This window comes from Microcoleus sp. MON2_D5 (assembly GCF_036701905.1).
Classification (GTDB): domain Bacteria; phylum Cyanobacteriota; class Cyanobacteriia; order Cyanobacteriales; family Microcoleaceae; genus Microcoleus.
This window is the reverse complement of the sequence record NZ_JAUBRM010000102.1, coordinates 1-19,114: the sequence shown is the minus strand read 5'-3', so window position 1 is coordinate 19,114 and position 19,114 is coordinate 1. Positions and strand designations below refer to the sequence as shown.

21 protein-coding genes are annotated in these 19,114 nt (G+C 47.0%); 7 read left to right on the top strand and 14 right to left on the bottom strand.

Features of this window, described 5'->3' with window-relative positions:
* Window positions 1-164: 164 nt before the first annotated feature.
* From QUA47_RS26355 to QUA47_RS26335, 5 genes are all read right to left on the bottom strand, one after another.
* Window positions 165-392 (bottom strand): hypothetical protein, encoded by a 228-nt coding sequence (locus QUA47_RS26355; RefSeq protein WP_445242018.1) that lies wholly within the window; start codon window positions 390-392, stop codon window positions 165-167.
* On the bottom strand, window positions 382-720 hold the full coding sequence (locus QUA47_RS26350) for a DUF6972 family protein (protein WP_333432932.1): 339 nt from the start codon (window positions 718-720) through the stop codon (window positions 382-384). The genes QUA47_RS26355 and QUA47_RS26350 overlap by 11 nt, the downstream gene beginning before the upstream one ends.
* A gap of 456 nt (window positions 721-1,176) precedes the next feature.
* Window positions 1,177-1,605 (bottom strand): heavy metal-responsive transcriptional regulator, encoded by a 429-nt coding sequence (locus QUA47_RS26345; protein ID WP_006632299.1) that lies wholly within the window; start codon window positions 1,603-1,605, stop codon window positions 1,177-1,179.
* Between the two features lie 103 nt (window positions 1,606-1,708).
* Window positions 1,709-2,002: a hypothetical protein gene (locus QUA47_RS26340; RefSeq protein WP_333432931.1), complete on the bottom strand. Its 294-nt coding sequence runs from the start codon at window positions 2,000-2,002 to the stop codon at window positions 1,709-1,711.
* A gap of 354 nt (window positions 2,003-2,356) precedes the next feature.
* Window positions 2,357-2,527, bottom strand: coding sequence for a hypothetical protein (locus QUA47_RS26335; protein ID WP_172186391.1), 171 nt, complete (start codon window positions 2,525-2,527; stop codon window positions 2,357-2,359).
* Between the two features lie 167 nt (window positions 2,528-2,694).
* On the opposite strand from QUA47_RS26335, the gene QUA47_RS26330 reads away from it, so the two are divergent.
* The 3 genes from QUA47_RS26330 (at window position 2,695) to speA (ending at window position 6,927) form a co-directional block, all read left to right on the top strand.
* Window positions 2,695-3,285, top strand: a complete 591-nt coding sequence (locus tag QUA47_RS26330; protein WP_333432930.1) for a DUF3611 family protein — start codon at window positions 2,695-2,697, stop codon at window positions 3,283-3,285.
* A 149-nt stretch (window positions 3,286-3,434) separates the two neighbouring features.
* Window positions 3,435-4,592, top strand: a complete 1,158-nt coding sequence (locus QUA47_RS26325; RefSeq protein ID WP_333432929.1) for a helix-turn-helix domain-containing protein — start codon at window positions 3,435-3,437, stop codon at window positions 4,590-4,592.
* A gap of 325 nt (window positions 4,593-4,917) precedes the next feature.
* The gene (speA, locus tag QUA47_RS26320; protein WP_333282965.1) at window positions 4,918-6,927 is read left to right on the top strand and encodes a biosynthetic arginine decarboxylase; all 2,010 of its coding nucleotides are present in this window, start codon (window positions 4,918-4,920) and stop codon (window positions 6,925-6,927) included.
* 101 nt (window positions 6,928-7,028) lie between these two features.
* On the opposite strand, the gene QUA47_RS26315 is transcribed toward speA, so the two are convergent.
* The 8 genes from QUA47_RS26315 to QUA47_RS26280 form a co-directional block, all read right to left on the bottom strand.
* A complete protein-coding gene (locus QUA47_RS26315) occupies window positions 7,029-8,189 on the bottom strand; it encodes an NDP-sugar synthase (protein WP_333432928.1) in 1,161 nt (386 codons plus the stop codon).
* Between the two features lie 317 nt (window positions 8,190-8,506).
* Window positions 8,507-9,322: a segregation/condensation protein A gene (locus tag QUA47_RS26310; RefSeq protein WP_333432927.1), complete on the bottom strand. Its 816-nt coding sequence runs from the start codon at window positions 9,320-9,322 to the stop codon at window positions 8,507-8,509.
* 66 nt (window positions 9,323-9,388) lie between these two features.
* Window positions 9,389-9,778, bottom strand: a complete 390-nt coding sequence (locus QUA47_RS26305) for a LapA family protein (RefSeq protein WP_333218580.1) — start codon at window positions 9,776-9,778, stop codon at window positions 9,389-9,391.
* Window positions 9,779-9,978: 200 nt separating this feature from the next.
* Complete coding sequence (locus QUA47_RS26300; protein ID WP_333432926.1) at window positions 9,979-10,803, bottom strand: DUF3153 domain-containing protein; 825 nt, start codon at window positions 10,801-10,803, stop codon at window positions 9,979-9,981.
* Window positions 10,804-11,045: 242 nt separating this feature from the next.
* Window positions 11,046-12,350 (bottom strand): TldD/PmbA family protein, encoded by a 1,305-nt coding sequence (locus QUA47_RS26295; RefSeq protein ID WP_333432925.1) that lies wholly within the window; start codon window positions 12,348-12,350, stop codon window positions 11,046-11,048.
* 137 nt (window positions 12,351-12,487) lie between these two features.
* Window positions 12,488-13,093, bottom strand: a complete 606-nt coding sequence (locus QUA47_RS26290) for a hypothetical protein (protein ID WP_333432924.1) — start codon at window positions 13,091-13,093, stop codon at window positions 12,488-12,490.
* A 77-nt stretch (window positions 13,094-13,170) separates the two neighbouring features.
* Complete coding sequence (locus QUA47_RS26285; protein ID WP_190663676.1) at window positions 13,171-13,692, bottom strand: tetratricopeptide repeat protein; 522 nt, start codon at window positions 13,690-13,692, stop codon at window positions 13,171-13,173.
* A gap of 47 nt (window positions 13,693-13,739) precedes the next feature.
* A complete protein-coding gene (locus tag QUA47_RS26280; protein WP_190663675.1) occupies window positions 13,740-14,099 on the bottom strand; it encodes a single-stranded DNA-binding protein in 360 nt (119 codons plus the stop codon).
* Between the two features lie 330 nt (window positions 14,100-14,429).
* On the opposite strand from QUA47_RS26280, the gene QUA47_RS26275 reads away from it, so the two are divergent.
* The 3 genes from QUA47_RS26275 to mreD all read left to right on the top strand — a co-directional run bounded on the left by QUA47_RS26275 (window position 14,430) and on the right by mreD (window position 16,894).
* Window positions 14,430-15,437, top strand: coding sequence for a rod shape-determining protein (locus QUA47_RS26275; RefSeq protein ID WP_006632285.1), 1,008 nt, complete (start codon window positions 14,430-14,432; stop codon window positions 15,435-15,437).
* An 87-nt stretch (window positions 15,438-15,524) separates the two neighbouring features.
* Entirely contained in the window at window positions 15,525-16,331 is an 807-nt protein-coding gene (mreC, locus tag QUA47_RS26270) for a rod shape-determining protein MreC (RefSeq protein WP_333282948.1), read from the top strand.
* Window positions 16,328-16,894, top strand: coding sequence for a rod shape-determining protein MreD (gene mreD, locus QUA47_RS26265; RefSeq protein WP_333282945.1), 567 nt, complete (start codon window positions 16,328-16,330; stop codon window positions 16,892-16,894). The genes mreC and mreD overlap by 4 nt, the downstream gene beginning before the upstream one ends.
* Before the next feature lie 105 nt (window positions 16,895-16,999).
* On the opposite strand, the gene QUA47_RS26260 is transcribed toward mreD, so the two are convergent.
* Window positions 17,000-17,791: an HAD family hydrolase gene (locus QUA47_RS26260; protein WP_333432923.1), complete on the bottom strand. Its 792-nt coding sequence runs from the start codon at window positions 17,789-17,791 to the stop codon at window positions 17,000-17,002.
* A gap of 250 nt (window positions 17,792-18,041) precedes the next feature.
* Here QUA47_RS26260 and argB point away from each other — a divergent pair, with 250 nt between their 5' ends.
* Window positions 18,042-18,953 carry an acetylglutamate kinase gene (gene argB / locus QUA47_RS26255; protein WP_190663671.1) on the top strand — a complete coding sequence of 304 codons (912 nt, stop codon included), beginning with the start codon at window positions 18,042-18,044 and terminating at the stop codon, window positions 18,951-18,953.
* Window positions 18,954-19,114 lie beyond the last annotated feature (161 nt).

Here is a 19,114-nt window from a genome sequence, read left to right as displayed (position 1 = left end):
ATTAGCTCTGTGATTTGTCGAGCATTAATGTTAATTAACTGTCGACCGTATCGCGGTCAATCGACCGGACATGATATAATCCCAATACTTGAATCTGAAAAAGAGCGATCGCCCTTACATCCCAACTTGTCAAAAAGTGCGATCGCCCCTTCAACTTGCATCATTCAAACTAACTCCGACACTCTCAGCCGCCCTTCTACGGGTTCATACTCATCCTCTAAAAGCCAATACTGCGCCTCATCATAACTCTGACTAGAAAACACAACTTTATAACCCTCAGCCGGATCGTATATCCGACAATTTCCCTCAGCATCACTTAGTAATAAAAGCAGATAAGGCGGTGAAAGATTTGGATCGATCCATACCTCTGTAAACTCCCAGTTATTCTTCACTAGGTCGGCTTCGAGGCGTAACGTGGTATCGGTTTTCTGCATCAACTTTTATCTCTTCGTAATAAAGTAAAAGACGGCTACCATCCGGGTCAACTCTATAACCAATTGATTCAACAAAAAACATACCATAACGATCGTAGCCCCGAATCGTACCTGTAAATTCTCCATCTTCTATTATGGCTTGAGCTACCTGATTCATAGTAGCCTCATCGTTAAAAATATGAGCAGCACGTCCTTTATTAAGCAGTCTTCTCATTTGTGGCGTGTCTGGCAAGTGTTTAGCAATGTGCCTGCTGTCAAGGGTGATTTGGCGATTAATTCCACTCATTAATTAATTACTGAGCATACCAGTATGATTAATTAAATCATGCGATCGCCCTTACGTCCCAAATTGTCAAAAAGCGCGTAGGTGTAACCAGCCGCAGGCAATGGGCGCACCATCGCTATGTCTGTAGCAAATCCCCATCAGTCAAAAGTTGATACTAGAAAACATCGCTCTAAAAAATACTTGACAGTGAAAATCTAGCGGTGTAGTATATAAGTAGTGCATACAATTAAAAACATGAGACTAAAAAGTTGGGAGTCTCCTCGCAGCGAGGGTAGAAACTCCAAAGGTAAAGGCGGCTCAGCCAGGGCTCGGCAACTCAAAAAGCAACAGCAAACTCTGCGAAAACAGTTAAAAGCTCAACACGATCGACAAAACTACCAAAAAAACCACCAACAAAACCATCAAGGGAAGGAAACCGATAATTCCTTCCCTTCTTTTTTTGTATCTTTCCCCTGCTCAATCCCGCTGAATGTTCGGACAAATCGTGCGAGTAATGCTCGCCTGGGAGGGTTGCTCTTGCCAGCAGTTGAGAATGCCTTGCAACTCCCTCTTCAAAGTTTCTAAGGCTGCAATTTGCACGGAAATTTCCTCTACCTTAGCCGTGAGATGCTGCTTCGCTTCAGAGCAAGGCAACTCTCCCCGATCGCGAACTTGTAAAATATCCTTAATCTCCTGAAGGCTCAAACCCAGAGTCTGAGATCGTTTAATAAACGCCAACCTGTTAAATACCGTTTCGCCAAACAAGCGATAACCAGCGGGCGATCGCTTTACCGCAGGAGACAGCAAGCCCATCTCCTCATAGTAACGAACAGTTTTCACCGACAAACCACTACAGGCAGCTACAGAGCCAATTTTGTACAGTTTCTCGGCAACAGAAATATTCATACACCAAGCATCCAAGATCGAAAGACTTTCTTGCCCTATCTTTTAGTGCCTCAGATCCAGGGAGTCGATCGGCACATCGCCCAGTCACCATTGCCCGCTAATCTTAATAAGGAGGATTTTTTTTAGACACGTTAAGCACGGGCAACTGAGGTCTAGAAGACTGAGGAGGAAGATAGTATTCGGGAGCAGGTGCGGTTTGTTCGGCTGCAGAGCGGTAAAATTGCCACCAGCGGAGAGCCATCGCCACCCCAGCGGTGCCAAGCCCAAAAGCCAATAAAGAGCCACTCGCACCGATGCTGCCGATGGCTGCATCGACAACGCCCACTGTCACAACAAAGCTGGTAATTGGTTCTCTACGGTAAGCTGACCTCAAAAGTCGCGTCCACGAAGCATTCATTTGGTTTTACTCTGTTCTATATTTATTTACAAGCTCTAAAACTTAGAGTTGGCGGAACGATCGGGATTTCTAGCTCAAAGACTAGCTTCACCTCAATTAATCTTCTCGCCTGTGGGGAATTGTACGGGAGCGAGGCAAAATTGCCAAGCTAGTCAAATCAAAATTCCACCCCATATACACCTCCAAAAGCCAGCTATTGCATTCGGGAACAGATCTCTCTCGACAGAGAAGTCGCTCGGCTTGTTTGTAATTAATATTTTAATCAATTCCCGAATTTGTCGCGGTCAGCAGAAGTCACACCCGCTGCCGTTCGAGTCAAGACAAAGTGTAAGGCTGACCGCGCCATTGCTAAAATTAGTTGAGACCTAACCAGGACAGCAAGCCCTGGCCTGTGACATACTCGATAATTAAAGTTAGAGAAAAACCGATCATCGCGGCTCGACCGTTAAGGCGTTCCGCGTAGCTGTTGAAGCCAAACTTTGGCTGTTCCAGTTTGGGAGTGACGGTGGGTTGTAGTTGTGTCATTGCTGTGGGTACCTGGCGATCGACGCTATTCAAATGTGAAATCCAATGTTAGTTACAAATCTTAAACATTGCTACTTCTATTATAAAGAGGGTTAACCGCCGTCAACCGTCCCCGAAGAGAAAAAACTGCCGCCAACTAATGCCAATTAATTATACCCGCTCAAAATATGACTAATCAGTTAGATAACGATAAGCTTCCTGTCGCCGTACAGCGAGTTGCCTTTGCGCTTCGTACAACAGGCTGGGTTTGCTTCTGGGTACAGTTAGTGCTAGGGGTGGTAGCGGCGATCATTTTGCTCTTTGCCATCCCCTTCGCCATCCCCAGGGCTACCGCCGCTGCGGGTTCAAACAGTGCCGGCACCGGCGGGGGCGTATTTTTTGCCATTTGCGGGCTAGCCGTACTCGCTTACAGCGTATATCGCTCTTTCCGCTTCACCCGCTTGTCGAGACAACTGCGATCGCCCGCTAACGCTGTCCGTCCCAAAAAAGCAGACACCATCAAAGAAGTGCGGCTGGCACTTTGGAGCAACTTATCGGGAATGGTGCTGACGCTGATCGGCGCAGAAGCCATCAGCGGCACGCTTTTAGCCAAATCTCTAGCTCAGCCGCAAGCCTTGTTCGGTGCCGCAGTTGATGTAGGCCGATTTATTCAGCCGCTAGATATATTTGTGGTACTCGCCAATACTCACGCCACTGTTGCCCATTTTGTCGGGATTTTCGGGGCTCTTTTTTTGCTCGATCGCATCCACAAGCAATAGACAATCAATAAGTGGGAATTGCACCTCTCCCACTCTCCCACTCCCTCACTATCTCACTCTCCCTCACTCTCCCACTCTCCCCCAACCGACATCCGGAATCACTGCCAACGTGTCGAAGAACGTACTCAGATACCTTCTACGAAGACAAAATGAATATCATGGCACTGAAACCAGAGGCTTATTTTGGGGTGACAGATCACCCAACTATTGAAATTTCTCAAGAAAGTTTTCGTTCTGTCCTGGGTCAAATAGAAGCTGAACTCCTGTGTAGCGACACCTATAGCCACGCTCTAGCTAGCTTGCAAACAATGTTGGGCGAAGCAGCTTCCGCTGCCGAAATTTTAATTAGAGCAGTTAGCAGAGAAGCCGTCAAGCTCGCATTTGACCGATTTCCCAAACAAAACAAAATTGAACCGCAAGTAGCCCAAGAGAGTTTTACTGCTTTAAGTCCCGCCATTGAGACGGTGACAGAAATTAAAGAATTGGAGCCACCAGTAGCTGTTCCTGTCTTCTATTGGCGCAGCGCTAGTGTGGAAGCCCCCCCCCAAATCGAGTCCGACACAGAAAATTCCGATCGAGACACTAACACTTCCGAAGACAGCAAACAGGCGGCCCAAGACGACATTAAAGTCGAGTCGGCTCCACCTGCAACTGTCACCGTCCCCGGAAAATCCTTCCCAGGGTTCGGTTTTCCCAAGAAGCCGAAAAAACTCACCAAGGAAGAAGAAGCAGCTTTAGCCGTTCAACAGCGACAAGAGTGCCTGCGGGAGTTGGGTAGAGAATTGCGTAAGGGACGGCAAATTCGCTCCCTATCCCTGCAGCAACTCCACAGTCAAACTCTCGTGCCGCTGCATCACATCGAATCGATCGAAAATGGGGAAATCGACAAACTGCCCCAAGATATTTACGTTAGAGGTTTTATCCGCAGACTCGGCGACGCCTTGGGACTAGACGGCAGCGCTATGGCGAATGCTTTGCCCAAACCCGCTCCGAGTCCAATTCCCAGTATGAATGTGTCTGTTTCTGATTCCGACTCAAGCGAAGGCTTTCAAATGCGTCCGGTGCATTTGTACATCGGCTACACCGCTTTGATGGCTGGGGCTGTAGGGGGTTTGGGTTGGCTGTCGCAGCAACCCGTGGTGCCAGGAGCACAGGCAGTACCTCCAACGCAGGTGACACCGCCAGCCTCAGTTGCACCGGCTCAGAAGACCCCAGAAAAAGCACCTCAACCGGGCTTGAAGAAGTCTAGCAACGGGGCATTGATGATGGGGGCTGACATGGCGCCGCCGGAGGTGATTTTTGGTTAGTGTGTGTCGGGCGAGCGATCGTCCGACAACTCTCTTGGCGCAGGTGAACTCGCAAACCCGGTTTCCGAGTTCACCTACATACGGATACTTGCTTGAAGAAATGAGTCCTGGAGAGCAATCACGGTTGAGATTTTAGTTCAATCCCCGATTTTCATCCATCTGTGGAGTCAATTCTAAAATCTTTAATCTAAAAATCTAAAATCTAAAATCTAAAATCTAAAATCGCCGGGCCGTGTACCCAAAGTGATTTTTCTACTGCATCAGGAAACCCGATATGTGCGATAAACTATCTATTTGACCACTCCTCAAAGAGGTTTCCGATAAGATGAGTTCCCCAGCCACCGCTGCTTTCTCCGATCTCGATCCCCTATCGACTCACTCGCCAACAGTCACGAGTTTGGCCGCACCAGACAGTGCTTTGGTAACGGCGGCTCAACTGCCACAAAAATCTTGGACAATAGAAGATAGTGAGAAACTCTACCGCATTCAAGGTTGGGGCGAACCGTATTTTTCGATCAATGCAGCCGGTCACGTTACAGTTTCTCCCAAGGGCGATCGCGGCGGTTCCCTCGACTTGTGCGAACTGGTAGAATCCCTGAAACAGCGAAATTTGGCTTTGCCCCTGCTGATTCGATTTTCTGATATTTTGGAAGACCGGATCGAGCGCTTAAATTCGTGTTTTGCCAGAGCGATCGCTCGGTACAATTACAAAAATGTCTATCGCGGTGTCTTTCCAGTTAAATGCAACCAGCACCGACAATTAATTGAAGATTTGGTGCGTTTCGGTCAACCCCATCACTTCGGGCTCGAAGCCGGCTCCAAACCGGAATTAATGATAGCTTTGGCGACCTTAAAAAACCCAGGCGCTTTGTTAATTTGTAATGGTTACAAAGACCGCGAATACATCGAAACTGCTATTTTGGCGCAGCGGCTAGGGCAAACTTCCGTAATTGTACTGGAGCAAATAGAGGAAGTAGAACTCGCAATTGTCGCGAGCAAAGCATTAGGAATTAAACCGATTTTGGGAGTGCGAGCAAAACTCACTACCAAAGGCGTTGGCCGCTGGGGAGGTTCCACGGGCGATCGGGCAAAATTTGGCTTGACAATTCCTGAAATTATCCGTGCAGTCGGCGAACTAGAAAAAGCTGGAATGCTCGATTGTTTGCAGTTATTGCACTTCCACATCGGCTCTCAAATTTCCTCAATTAGTGTCATCAAAGATGCCATTCGAGAAGCCAGCCACATTTATGTAGAATTAGCTAAGTTGGGAGCTAATATGAACTACTTGGACGTAGGCGGTGGACTCGGCGTTGACTACGACGGGTCTAAAACAAACTTCCACGCTTCCAAAAACTACAATATGCAAAACTACGCTAACGACGTAGTAGCGGGAGTGAAAGATGCCTGCGACGAGCGCAAAATCCCGGTTCCAATTATCATTAGCGAAAGCGGGCGGGCGATCGCTTCTCACCAATCAGTGTTAGTTTTTGACGTACTCGGTACTAGCGATGTCCCCAGAGAAGTACCAGAACCAGTAGATGAAAACGCGCACCAAATTCCGCGCAATCTCTACGAAATTTACCAATCTATCAGTCCCGAAAATTACCAAGAAGTTTATCACGATGCTATCCAATTCAAGGAAGAAGCAGTCAGTTTATTTAACTTAGGCTATTTGGGAATGGCGGAACGGGCGAAAACCGAACAGTTGTACTGGGCTTGCTGCGATAAAATACAGGCGATCGCGCGGCAAAAACAATATGTATCGGAGGATTTGGAAGACCTAGAAAAGGTGATGGCGTCCATTTATTACATCAACTTATCTGTTTTCCAGTCAGTACCAGACAGTTGGGCAATTAACCAATTGTTCCCTATTATGCCAATTAACCGACTCGAAGAAGAACCAACTCAGCGCGGTATTTTAGCCGATATCACCTGCGACAGCGACGGCAAAATCGACCAATTTATTGATTTGCGAGATGTGAAGTCGGTTTTGGAACTGCATACTCTCAAACCTGGAGAACCTTACTATTTGGCGCTATTTTTGGGAGGTGCTTATCAAGAAATTATGGGCAACCTTCACAACTTATTCGGCGATGCTAATGCAGTTCACATTCAGCTAACACCTTCTGGCTATCATATCGAACACGTTGTGAAAGGAGACACTATGAAAGAAGTCCTCAGCTACGTACAGTACGATTCAGAAAATTTGGTTGAAAGCATCCGCCGTCAGACAGAAGCAGCTTTGCAGCAAAATAAAATTACTCTTTCCGAGGCCCAACTTTTGCTGCAAAATTACGAGCGGAGTCTCAGCCAATATACTTATCTTCAGTCTTAAAATGTAGGGTGGAACCTAAGCACATTACCAGAATTAAAAGCTGAGATCATCAATGTAAAAGTAGGGTGCGCCTAGCGCACCTTACCTTGAGCAATTACCAATTATTCAGGACGGAGAATTTCTGCGATCGCCCGCCGCTCCTCTCCGTCTTGAGTCGGTAAAACTTGGCGAGCGTCAGTAATCAGCCAATCGAGAGCCGCCGCTTGCAAATCGATCGCAGCCCCGGTTTTATCAACGCAGTAGCGCCCGAACACCAGTTTGTCAACCAACCGCACCTCCGGGCCCAAACGGGAATACTCAAAAATCACGCTGTTTTCCACAGTGGCGCCACTGCAAAGCCAACAATTTGGGCCGATCATTGTCGGGCCGATAATTGTTGCTCCATCCTCAATGATCGTCATCCCGCCAATGTAAACAGGCCCAGTAATATCAACCTTATCCCAGTCAACAGCTACATTCAAACCAGCGTAAATGCCGGGGCGTACTTCAATTCCCGGAATCGAAACATTTTTAACTTGTCCCAGGAGCACGCTCTGAATTGCCCGCCAATAGTCAGGAACTTTGCCGATATCCACCCACTCAAAGTCCATGCTAATCCCGTAAAAAGGCGCGCCTGCTGCTACTAGCGCGGGGAATAACTGCGAACCGATATCGTATTCCTCGCCCGAGGGGATGTAATCGAATATTTCCGGTTCAAAAATATAAATACCAGTGTTAATGTCGGTACTCAGAGCTTCCTCTACAGAAGGTTTTTCTTGGAAAGCTTTTATTTTGCCAGACTCGTCTGTTACCACCACTCCGTAACTGGGAACCTCCTCGCGGGGAACCGATTTCATAACAATAGTAGCGATCGCCCCTTTTTCGCGGTGCCACTTCACAGCAGCAGTCAAGTCCAAGTCAATCAAAGCGTCGCCGCACAGCACCACAAAAGTATCGTCAAAAAACGGCGAGAAGTCCTGAATTCGTTTCATGCCACCAGCCGAACCGAGAGCCTCTCCAATCATTTCTCCATCCTCAATCCGCCCTTCAAAAGAATAGGCAATTTGTACCCCAAACTTTTGACCGTCGCGGAAGTAGTTTTCAATCACGTCTGCCAGGTGGGAAACATTGACCATAATTTGGTCAAATCCGTGCTGGCGGAGCAATTCGACCAAAAACTCCATCACTGGCTTTTGCAGGATGGGAATCATCGGTTTGGGTATTGTCTGAGTAATGGGACGGACGCGAGTGCCTTTACCGGCCGCCAGAATCATCGCTTTCATTATTAACTTCCTCAACCCTCTGTTAATTGATATAAACTCAACAATTAGATGCTAGCGGTTGCGATCGTTGAATCGATCGAGCACAGCAAAATCCTGACCTGTTTATAGGCGACATCGTACCAGGCTATCAATCATTTATTCCGAATTTACCTGGATTTAAGAAACCAGGTATCGGGAATCAGCAAGAACTTCACACTCCCGCTCTCGGCATTCGGGACTCAGCAACAGAATGCCATAGAGCGAGATTCTGTCTGGAATCTTAACCGACGCAGTGGCATAGTTATTAGTTTCCCCCGAGAACCTAATACCGTGCAAGCTCAAAGCGCGCGGATTTTGAGGTCTTGGTAAAACTCCTCTTGAAGCAACTCTACTTTAGACTGAGCCGATAGCAGCAACAAGGCCCAAAAAATACCCACGCGGTCATGATTTGGCAAGTGAACTTCCTCAGTCGATACCGGGGGTTCTGGGTTGACAGGAGAGTGCAAATCGTTATGGTGCCAGAGCTCTAGCAATGTGTCCAAGTCCAGCCAACCCTCGTCAATTTCCGGGCCCCGCTGAGCCAGAAACCGTTCGAGTTCACTAGCAGTTTCTACGAGATTTTCTTGGTGAGCTAGCTCAAAGATAGCCTGGGCCGCTTGCGATCGCATTTTTGAGGTAGGGCGACGCCTGGGGGTAACAGTCTGCTCCATTGCTGCTTTCATTAGCTGCAACTGCTCAATCAGTTCTGGGAGAGTCACCGGGCGCTTTTGCGGTAGTTGAGCTACACCGCGACGGCGCAATTGCCGCTCTAAATGCTGCGGCAAGTGTCGCCCGCCTGAGTGCTCTGCGTCTTCTAGCGTCGCCTCCTCGGCCGAGTCGGGATTAGGGGGGGGTTCGGAGAGGACGATACTTTCTGCTTTGAGCAACACCAGCATTGAAGCGTACAAAAACGCTTGGCCGGAGTGGGACAAATCGGAGAAATCCTTACTCTGATCCGCATCGCAGGCGTTCGTAAGCTTGCTCAGACATCGATCGAACACTTCAATTACCTTAACGTCCCAAGGATCAATTTCTCCCCGTTCGGCTAGGTCAATTAAAATTGCGATCCCCTCGGAAATCGTTTCTAAGCCATCTTGGTCTCGGGAAACGGCCATTCAATTTTAGATTTTAGATTTTAGATTTTAGATTTTCCCTCTGAGAAAACGAGAGAGCATATCAAGTTAATTGGCGGTTATTTCAGCAGTTGTGCCCTCAATGGCTGCTATTTCTAAACTTATCGGTTCTGCACTTTCTAACAAAGGTTGTTTGGCTTCTACTTCTGCTTTATAGCGTTCAAGATTTTGTTCTAATTCCTGAATCCGCTGCTCTTTTTCGCGAACTTGGCGGAGCTGTTGGCGCGACGCGAGGGTTCGCTGCATTCTCGACCACAGACTGAACAGCCACGCTAGTGTTGCCCCTAATCCGGTCGCTACAATTAGTTCTACGCACAGCGGAGCTTTAACTTGGACGCCTTGGATAACTTGAATCGCGACTGGCTGTGTATTTTCGATACTGAAAAATACTAGAGCCAAGCAAATCAGAAAGATGAAGAAGAAATTTAGCGCTCGCATTTTCTCTGTTCCTAATTCTCAATTCAGGTTAAGCAAATACTTGACCATTTGTCAACTGGTTTTTGGCAGATACTCCTAGTTTTTTTGATAAGCTCAAATCTGGTCAATTAACCATAATATCCGGGGAGGGGCGGGTTTATTGGAACTGTGAGAGTTGATTGAAGAGATTGGTTAACCCGCCCCAGCAGGACATATCCTCTTTAGGTTTGACCGATGTTTTGGGGTTTCTTGGCGATTAAGAGTGCTGGCAATATTTGATATTTCAAAGCAATGCCCGCAGCCACAAATAAGGCAATAATCAGCGCCCCAATTCCTACGGGACTGGGAATCCAGAATATCGCCTCCAAATAGTTAACTTCTCCGGGTTTGAGCTTCCAAACTAACTGTTTTCCTTGCTGATAGGTTTCGGGAACCAGCGCACCGGCGACAGTTTCAATACTTTTTGCGCCCCAAGGGGTGTTCAAGCTAAAGTCTAGCTCCAAAAGTCCCCCCGGACTCAGCAGCAGACTGCCATTAGAAGAAAGCAGTGAAAGAGAGCGCAAATCCAATTCCAAACTCAACCGATTTCGCAGCACCAATAACAAATTATTCTGCTTGACACTAAGGTGAGATTCAAACTTCGGCAAATCTGTTTCTAGCGGACTTGCGGTCCGATATTTTGTGGTTGGTGCGATGGGATTGTAAAATTGGTTGAACTTGTCTTGCAACTCGGCTCCATTATTGAAAGGAATCCTCACTAGAACTTCTGTGGGGGAAAGCCGTTTAGTTTTTCCGTCCAGCAACCTCACCCGGCTTTCTACGCTTTTCAACCATTCTGCAACAGTTTCGCTGCTGAAGCTCGTCAACCTTTCCCCCAGTTTAATGTGCTGCACGATTTCGCCACGAGTTTGACTCTCAAAGTTAACCCCGACATCGTACTGAACGCATCCAGTCACTAGAGTTAAAAGGCAAAAAACCAAAGGTAAAAGAAAGAAAAAGTGCTTTTTCTTCTTCCGAGTTCCATCCTTGACATTTTGCTCTTTCATTGTACCTTTTTCCCTGTTTTTCCCTATTTGCATGAATTAGCAAAGCGTTGAATTTGCGGCAGTATTTATGTGTTTTTATTTCCACGTCTGGACTTGCGAACCGCATACCATAAACGCGGTTTATGGGCTAGCGAAGGGCAGTTTCACAGATGCTTTGTGGCCGAAACCGGGTTTTTTTGATGTGAGTGCTAAGATTTTTCTAGCAACAGTATCAGCGTCACCTGGAATTAACCGCACTGAACTTATTGCCTCGAAGCTACACCCAACTGTTGAAACAGCATACTCGGCAAATAGGCTGCACCGCCTACCCATTCGGCTTCGCTACTCAAATCTGCCAAATTTTTAAACGCTTCAAAAATGCTGCCTGCCACCATTGTATTCTTGACGCGACCCACAATTTTGCCTTTTTCTACTTTATAGCCTAAGTCCAAATTGACAGAAAATTCGCCAGCTAACTGATTGGACTGACCGGCACCTAAAACCTGCTCTACTATTAGACCTTCGTCCATGCTAGCAATCAAGTCTTGAGTGGCGGTATTTCCGGGGGAAATGCAAAAGTTAGTCAAATCAGGGCCTGGGCGAGACAATCCGCCACGAAAACCGTTGCCGGTTGATTGTACACCGGCGCGAGCTGCCCACCTGCGATCCCAATAAAATCCGGTGACAGTACCTTTGTCTATCAAGATTTTGCGGGTGGTGGGTGTACCTTCGTCGTCAAAGGGACAAGCAGAAGGGCCTAAAGTGGGGTCTTCAAAAAAGGTAAAGCGTTCGTCAAATAAGGTTTCGCCGATTTTGTCCGCTAGGGGAGAGGCTTTTTGAACTACTGCTTGACCTGAAAGGATGGTATCAAAGAGGCCGCCGAGGGTGCTAGCGGCGGCTCTGGGGGTAAATAATACTGGGTAGGAACCGCTGGTGATGGTGGCTGAATGTTCGGCGAGGCGGTATTTTTCGAGGAGTGATTCGAGGATGGTGTTGGTGTCCAGGGGACGATCGCGCGCAACGTCGTAACTGTATGCTTGCATAAAGTCTTCTCCCTTGACCAAATTTCCCGCGATCGAGCCGCTGACTATTTGGCTGCTTCTTTCGGCATACAGGTCTTGCGTGGTGGCAATTTTCACTTTGCCGCTGCGGACGTGAAAGCCGACATCTACCATAATATCGGGATTGTAGGCGTGAACTTGTTCGATCAGGTTTTTGCCGTTTTCGACTAATTCTTGAGTTGTGGGGGGAGTGTAGGTGGTTTCCGGGCCTTTTAGGTGGAAGTTGGAGGCGAGTTCAAATTCTGCGGGGTCGCCGATTTCGGCTGTTTGAATCGCTGCATCTACTAAATCGTCTATCCGCGTTAAATCTGTAGAACTAGCAAAACCGATTTTGCCTTGGTAAATCAGCCGGAGTGCTACGCCTTGCAGTGCTTTGGTTTGTAGGGATTTGAGGCGATTGTTTTCAAATTCGATGGGGGTGTCTTGACTCGACAGGTAGTATACCTCAGCCGCATCGGCGCGCTGAGAGGCCAATTTCAAAATCTGGTCTACGGTTGAATCGCTCACAATAATCGCCTTTCTGGTTTTGTCTTTTTTTTATTTTAGCAATTATCGCTATTCAACATCTGACTCCTGCCTCATGCTCGATAATTAATCCGTGTATCCGTGTCAAAATCAGTGTCGTTCCTTACTTCTTCCTTCTCCTATAATTGTAATTCACACTGTTTAAAAACATAGTTAACGGCTGCAAACAGTCGCTCTAAGTCCTGAATTGTATAGAAAAATTTATTTTGAGTAAACATTTCTAATGTGAGCTTGCCAAACTGCCAAATTGCCCCATTAGAAACAATACCAAAGATAGTTTGTTCTGGTTCATTGTTAAGTCGCTGCACGGCGATCATTTCTGCCCAACACTGTCCCCATTCTTCATCAAATGCGCTCTCTTTCTTGGCTTCAACTAATATGAAATAGGGCTTGTCAAAAACTACTGTGCCGAGGGGGGAGCGCTTCGCCAATATATAATCTGGAATTCCTGACAGATTCTCATTATAGACTAAGGTTTGGTGACTCCAGAGGAGAAAATTACTGCGATAATTTTTCCAAACTTCTTTTAATACAGGATAAATTATATTTTCACAAATGGCGATTTCCGAGTTGTCAAATACTCCGTCATTAAAAATCAATTCTAATTCATTCCGAAAAACCTCGCTGACTGCAAATTCTGTTTCGACAATGAAATTATCCCGTCGGTAATTAATTTGGAATTCTTTGGCGACCGCGCTGATACTTTTATAATTGCTAAAAGGCATTGCTTAACTTCTCTCAGTAGGGGTGAGGTGCGCCGAGGCGCACCCTAGAGATAGAGTTGGTGCGAATGAAAAAATGATTAATAACTAATAAATAATCCGCCTAAAATTAGCCCGATCGCAATTAACGCCACCCAGATAAACCTATTATCTTTCGTATTAACCTGACTCAAATCTACAGGCTCTGGTACGACAGGCTTGGGTTTAGCGTACTTGATATCAGCGTTTGGATTAGCTTGAAAACTGATTGATTGATTTTCATCTAAAGCTGCCAAATCAGGGATTTTCACCATCCATTCAGGAGGGATAGTGAGTTTGGGAGCTTCGAGAATGAACAGCAAGCGCTTTGCTTGCTGGCGAGTTTCTTGGCGGGGATGGCGGGTGAGCGCACGGCAAAGCTCGATCGCCCTTTCTGTATTGCCAGAGGCTTCGTAGGCTGTCACTAACCACATCTGCACCTCACCGCCCAACCGGGAATTTCGATCGACTAAACCGGTAGCTGTTTCTAAACTCTGCACAGCTTGAGCATACCGGCCACTCTCAAAAGCTACTTGCCCAGCTTGGTACTCAGTTTGAACAATTTCTAACTTTTCTGGAGTCACGAGCACCCACCCAATTCACAAATATTAATTCCCAAATTCCCCAAACGCTAGAATTCGCTGTTGTGTTGCGACATACCCGACTCGTTGTCGCGTTTGGAACCCAGCAAATCTAAATGGTCTACTTTAATTACCGGCTTCGAGCGATTTGAACCGGTATTGCGGTCTTGCCAGCGATCGAACTTCAAAGAGCCTGTTACGCCAATTAGAGAGCCTTTGCGAACGTAGTCAGCCGCAATCTGCGCTGTTTTGCCCCAGATTTCCAGATTGAACCAGTCTGGTTGATCGCTGTTCTTGGTTCTGCGATTCACTGCCAGCGTCAAACTACACTTAACTGTACCCGACTCAAAATACTTAACGTCCGGGTCGCCGCCGACGCGGCCTACTAAAGTCACAACATTAAGACTCATAAACTTTTTTGGGAATGTGGTCGATCGGTGATGTAGTTAAACAGTCCACACGCGCATTAGCCTCCAAACTGAACTTGGAACAACGCTTGTGAGGCTTCATCCTGATTGTACACCCAGTTAGGAGAACATATTGATGGTGGATGATTGGCAAGTCTGCGCTCAACCTGAGCTCGACAATGTACATTTCTGACTAGACTCAGGATGAAAAACGTAATAGAATCCACCTCGGTTACACTTTTGTAACAACATTATTGCACACAATAGTATTTTAGTTTTTGGGGGGGGTACGAATCAGTGGGTCTTCTCAATCGATTTTCGTTATCTAGAGATATGGGTATCGACCTCGGTACTGCTAACACGCTCGTTTATGTATCGGGCAAAGGTATTGTTCTGCAGGAACCTTCTGTAGTGGCGATCGACCAAGACTTAAAAATACCGCTGGCTGTTGGAGAAGAAGCCAAAAAAATGCTCGGGCGCACGCCAGGGAATGTCATAGCACTGCGCCCGCTTCGCGACGGGGTAATTGCAGACTTCGATACGGCGGAACTGATGCTCAAAACTTTTATCCGCAGGGTTCACGAAGGCCGAAGCTTAGTTTCGCCGCGGATAATTATTGGCATCCCCAGCGGTGTCACCGGAGTAGAGAGGCGTGCTGTCATTGAGGCGGCGACTCAGGCCGGTGCTAGAGAAGTACGGTTAATTGATGAACCCATCGCTGCGGCGATCGGGGCTGGACTGCCTGTGGCTGAGGCGACTGGCAATATGATTATAGATATAGGCGGAGGTACGACGGAAGTTGCGGTTTTGAGTTTGCAAGGGACGGTGATCAGTGAGTCTGTGCGGGTAGCCGGCGACGAACTCAATGAGGCGATCGTCCAATACATGAAAAAAGTTCACAATTTGGTCATCGGCGAACGCACTGCTGAAGAAATTAAAATTCAGGTTGGTTCTGCATATCCAACTCCAGAGGATGACGACGTAATGATGGAAGTGCGGGGCTTGCACTTACTGTCTGGTTTGCCGCGAACTGTTACTATCAAAGGCCCAGAAATTCGCGAAAGTATGTCGGAACCGCTTTCAGTAATTGTGGAAGCTGTCAAGCGTACTTTGGAACGCACCCCCCCGGAATTAGCAGCAGATATTATTGACAGGGGAATTATGCTGGCTGGTGGTGGCGCGCTGATGAAAGGTTTAGATACTCTGATCAGTCACGAAACAGGAATTGTCACTCACGTGGCAGCCGATCCGCTGTGCTGCGTGGTTTTGGGAACTGGTAGGGTATTGGAAAACAAACAGTTGGAACGGGTTTTCAGCGGGCAGTCGTCGCGTAATATGTAGTTAACAAATTTGGGATTGTGGATTTAGAAATACGGCTGCAATCTCAAATCTAAAATCCTGACTTAACAATTTTAGATTAGTGAAATTATGCTAAAAAATACATTCCGAAAGTGGTGGGATCTGCGGCTGCAAATTGCTCTTCTAGGTTTAGCTGTAACTGCCGCTTGGGGAGTTCGGCAAACACAAGGTGCGGCAGTATTTGAAGTTTACAATTGGGTGACTCGTCCGTTTCACGCCAACGGCTCTGGGCAAGAGGAACTCATCTCGGCGCGCACTCAAGAATTGCAAGCGCAGCTATTAGAATTAGAAAATCAAAATCAGAAGCTAAAAGAGCTTTTAGGTTACGTTTCGGGTAAGAAACCTCAAGGAATTGTAGCTCCTATTGTCGGTCGCAGCGCGGACCACTGGTGGCAGCAAGTAACCTTGGGGCGCGGCAGTAACGATGGCATCAAAACAGATTTTACTGTGATGGGCCCTGGCGGTTTGGTAGGCCGGGTTGTCAGCGTTACTCCTAATACTAGCTTGGTGCTGTTAGTCAGCGACGCTACGAGTCAATTGGGTGTGGGAATTACCCGCAGTCGCCACATGGGTTTTATGCGCGGGAAAGGCGGAAATAAGGCTGTGATGGAGTTTTTTGAGAATGTTCCCAATGTCAAGCCTGGGGATGTGGTTTCAACTTCTTCTTACAGTCAGTTGTTCCCTCCTGGTTTGCCGGTGGGAAAAGTGGTTTCGGTGGATATGAATAAAACTCCGGCTCCAGAAGCTGTTGTTGAGTTCTCTGCACCAATGAATGCTCTGGAGTGGGCGGTGGTTTACCCCCACTCTAAGCAAGCCGAACCACAGGATTCGCCGAGTCAATCTTCAGCAGCATCTGAGGGAGCACAGCAACAATGAAAGCTTTATCTCGGATGTCTTCGCGATTGCGCCAATTTCTCAACTTCGCAGTTACATTTCTATCTGTGATGCTGTGCATACTGATATTGCCGACTCGGATGCCGGGAATGGAATTGCTGGGAATTGGACCGAACTGGCTGTTAATTTGGTTGGTAGCTTGGAGTATTAAGCGGAAACGTACAGTTTGGGGAGCTGCTAGCATGGGCTTGGTTTTGGGGTTTCTTCAAGATGCGATGACGGCTCCTCATCCCACCCATGCTGTCAGTCTAGTTGTTGTAGGAGTCTTAACAGTTGTTTTGCAAAAAACCTGGTCGATTCCGGTAGATATTGTTGAGAGAGATCCGATCCCGATGGCGCTAATTGTGTTTGGGATGGCGGTGGTAGCGGAAACGGTGATGGGGCTGCAATTTTTTACTATGGGCGATCGGGCTTTACTGGAAATTTGGAGCTATCACCAGCGAGTGGCTTTGTGTTCTGCTATTCTTAGCAGTCTTTGGGCTCCGGTGATTTATTTTCCGCTCAATCGCTTGTGGGAAATGACCAGGAATGTAGAAAAGCCTTAGTCAGCCATTAGTCATCAGTCATTAGTCCTTAGTCATTAGTCCTTAGTCCTTAGTCAACAGTTAACAGTCAACAGTTAACTGTTAACTAATTACTGTTAACTGTAGTCATTCTACTATTACTTGTTGGCCGGAACCTAATAAGTGATTAACGGCAATAATCAAGTTGCTGAGAATGAAATTAGGCTGGTGCTTTTGGAGTTGATAGCGGCTGCGAATTCCGCAGGTAACGGCAATTGTAGGTATTCCCAATGCTTTTCCTGCGAGGATGTCTGCTTCTGTATCTCCGATCATCCAAGCCGAACCCAGCGATGACTCAAATTCTTCTGCAACTTCAGCCAACAATTCAGTTTTTAAGGCTGTATAGTTGTGATAGGCGGCATCCGCCATCTGAGTTCCGCGAATGCTGGTAAACAGTCTGGCTAAACCGTAATTTTGTAACAGTTGAACGGCTTGATTTCTCGGCCGCAGGGTGACTAAAATCAGCCGCACGCCGCGGGAGTGCAGAAGTCCGATCGCCCATTGCACTCCCGGCTGGATGCGATCTAAGTGCAACAAGTCTGGCTGATTGACAATCCGACTCACGCATCCGAGAAAAACGTGAATTTCTTCTCCCGACAAGCCGGAACTTTTGGCTATTTCAGCATCGGGCACTCGGTTTTGTTTCATTTGCCAAAACTGCTGTTTGCTGAGTAGTTGAAGGTTGAGGTTGATTCCCCGATCGAGATAAGCTGCTTGAGTATCGGCTAATCCTTGTTGATATGTGGCATAGTAGCGATCGGACACATCGACTATGGGCCCGTCTAAATCGCAAAATACCGTCATCCGGGGGGATGAGTCAGTCTCTGATGGTAGCTTGTACTGAAGGTTTTCGGAGTCTTGGGCGACAGCATTTAACATAAAACGTTAAGTAAATCAAGGGAGCTATACATTTCTTGACTTTAGCAAAAAATGTATAAGTTATAATACATAAATTTTAATGATTTTATTAAAAAAACCTATTAGATTTTTGAGAATGGGGTTCAATAAAGGCGATCGAGCAAGCCTGCGCGTCGATAAAATTCAGGGAAAAAGTGATTTTTGTGGCTGTTGATATGTGCTTTAGCCATTAAAGTTTAGAATTAAGTTTTTAGTCTTTTGTAATTTACCCATGCTCAAACAAAGCGATTTTGTTAGGAATTCGGACACTAATCGAGTAGAGGTGCTGTCCGAAGCACTGCCTTACATTCAACACTTTGCCGGTCGCACCATAGTGGTCAAATATGGCGGTGCGGCGATGAAAGATAGCAATCTCAAAGACAAAGTGGTTCGGGATATTGTGCTGCTAGCTTGCGTGGGGATGCGTCCGGTTGTGGTTCACGGCGGCGGCCCGGAAATTAATATTTGGCTGGAAAAATTAGGAATTGAGCCACAATTTAAGGATGGTTTGCGGGTGACTGATGCGGCGACAATGGAAGTTGTGGAAATGGTTTTGGTGGGGAAAGTAAATAAGGAAATTGTTTCGTTAATCAACCAAGCTGGCGGCAAAGCAGTGGGATTGTGTGGCAAGGATGCCAATCTGATTCAAGCTCGTCCAGATGGCCGGGAAGGAATTGGGTTTGTGGGTGAAGTCAGCGGCGTGAAAATCCAGATTTTGGAGTCTTTGGTGAACAGCGGATATATTCCGGTGGTGTCGAGCGTGGCGGCGGATGAAAAAGGTCAATCTTACAACATTAATGCTGACACGGTGGCTGGAGAAATTGCGGCTGGTTTGGGAGCGGAAAAGTTGATTTTGATGACTGATACGGCGGGAATTTTGGAGGATTATCACAAGCCAGAGAGTCTGATTGCTAAGTTAGATATTCAGGAAGCGAGACAGTTGGTTGAGTCGGGAGTTGTGTCTGGGGGGATGATTCCGAAAGTTAATTGTTGTGTGCGGAGTTTGGCCCAGGGTGTGAATGGTGCTCACATTATTGACGGTAGAATTCCTCATGCTTTGCTGCAAGAAATATTTACAGATGCGGGGATTGGGTCGATGATTGTGGCTTCTGAGTTTAGCAGCGCGAATTTAAGGCCTAAGTAAGGTATAAATCCTAGTGTGGGGAGGGCGGGTGCGTGAAAGGGGTAAACTGGCTGCGATCGCGTAGATCCTAACTCAACCTGCCCCTCTGGGAGGGTGACAAAGAGGTCTATGAAATAGACTGGATAAGGGTTGCAGCCCGCATACCTTGTTGATAAAAGCGG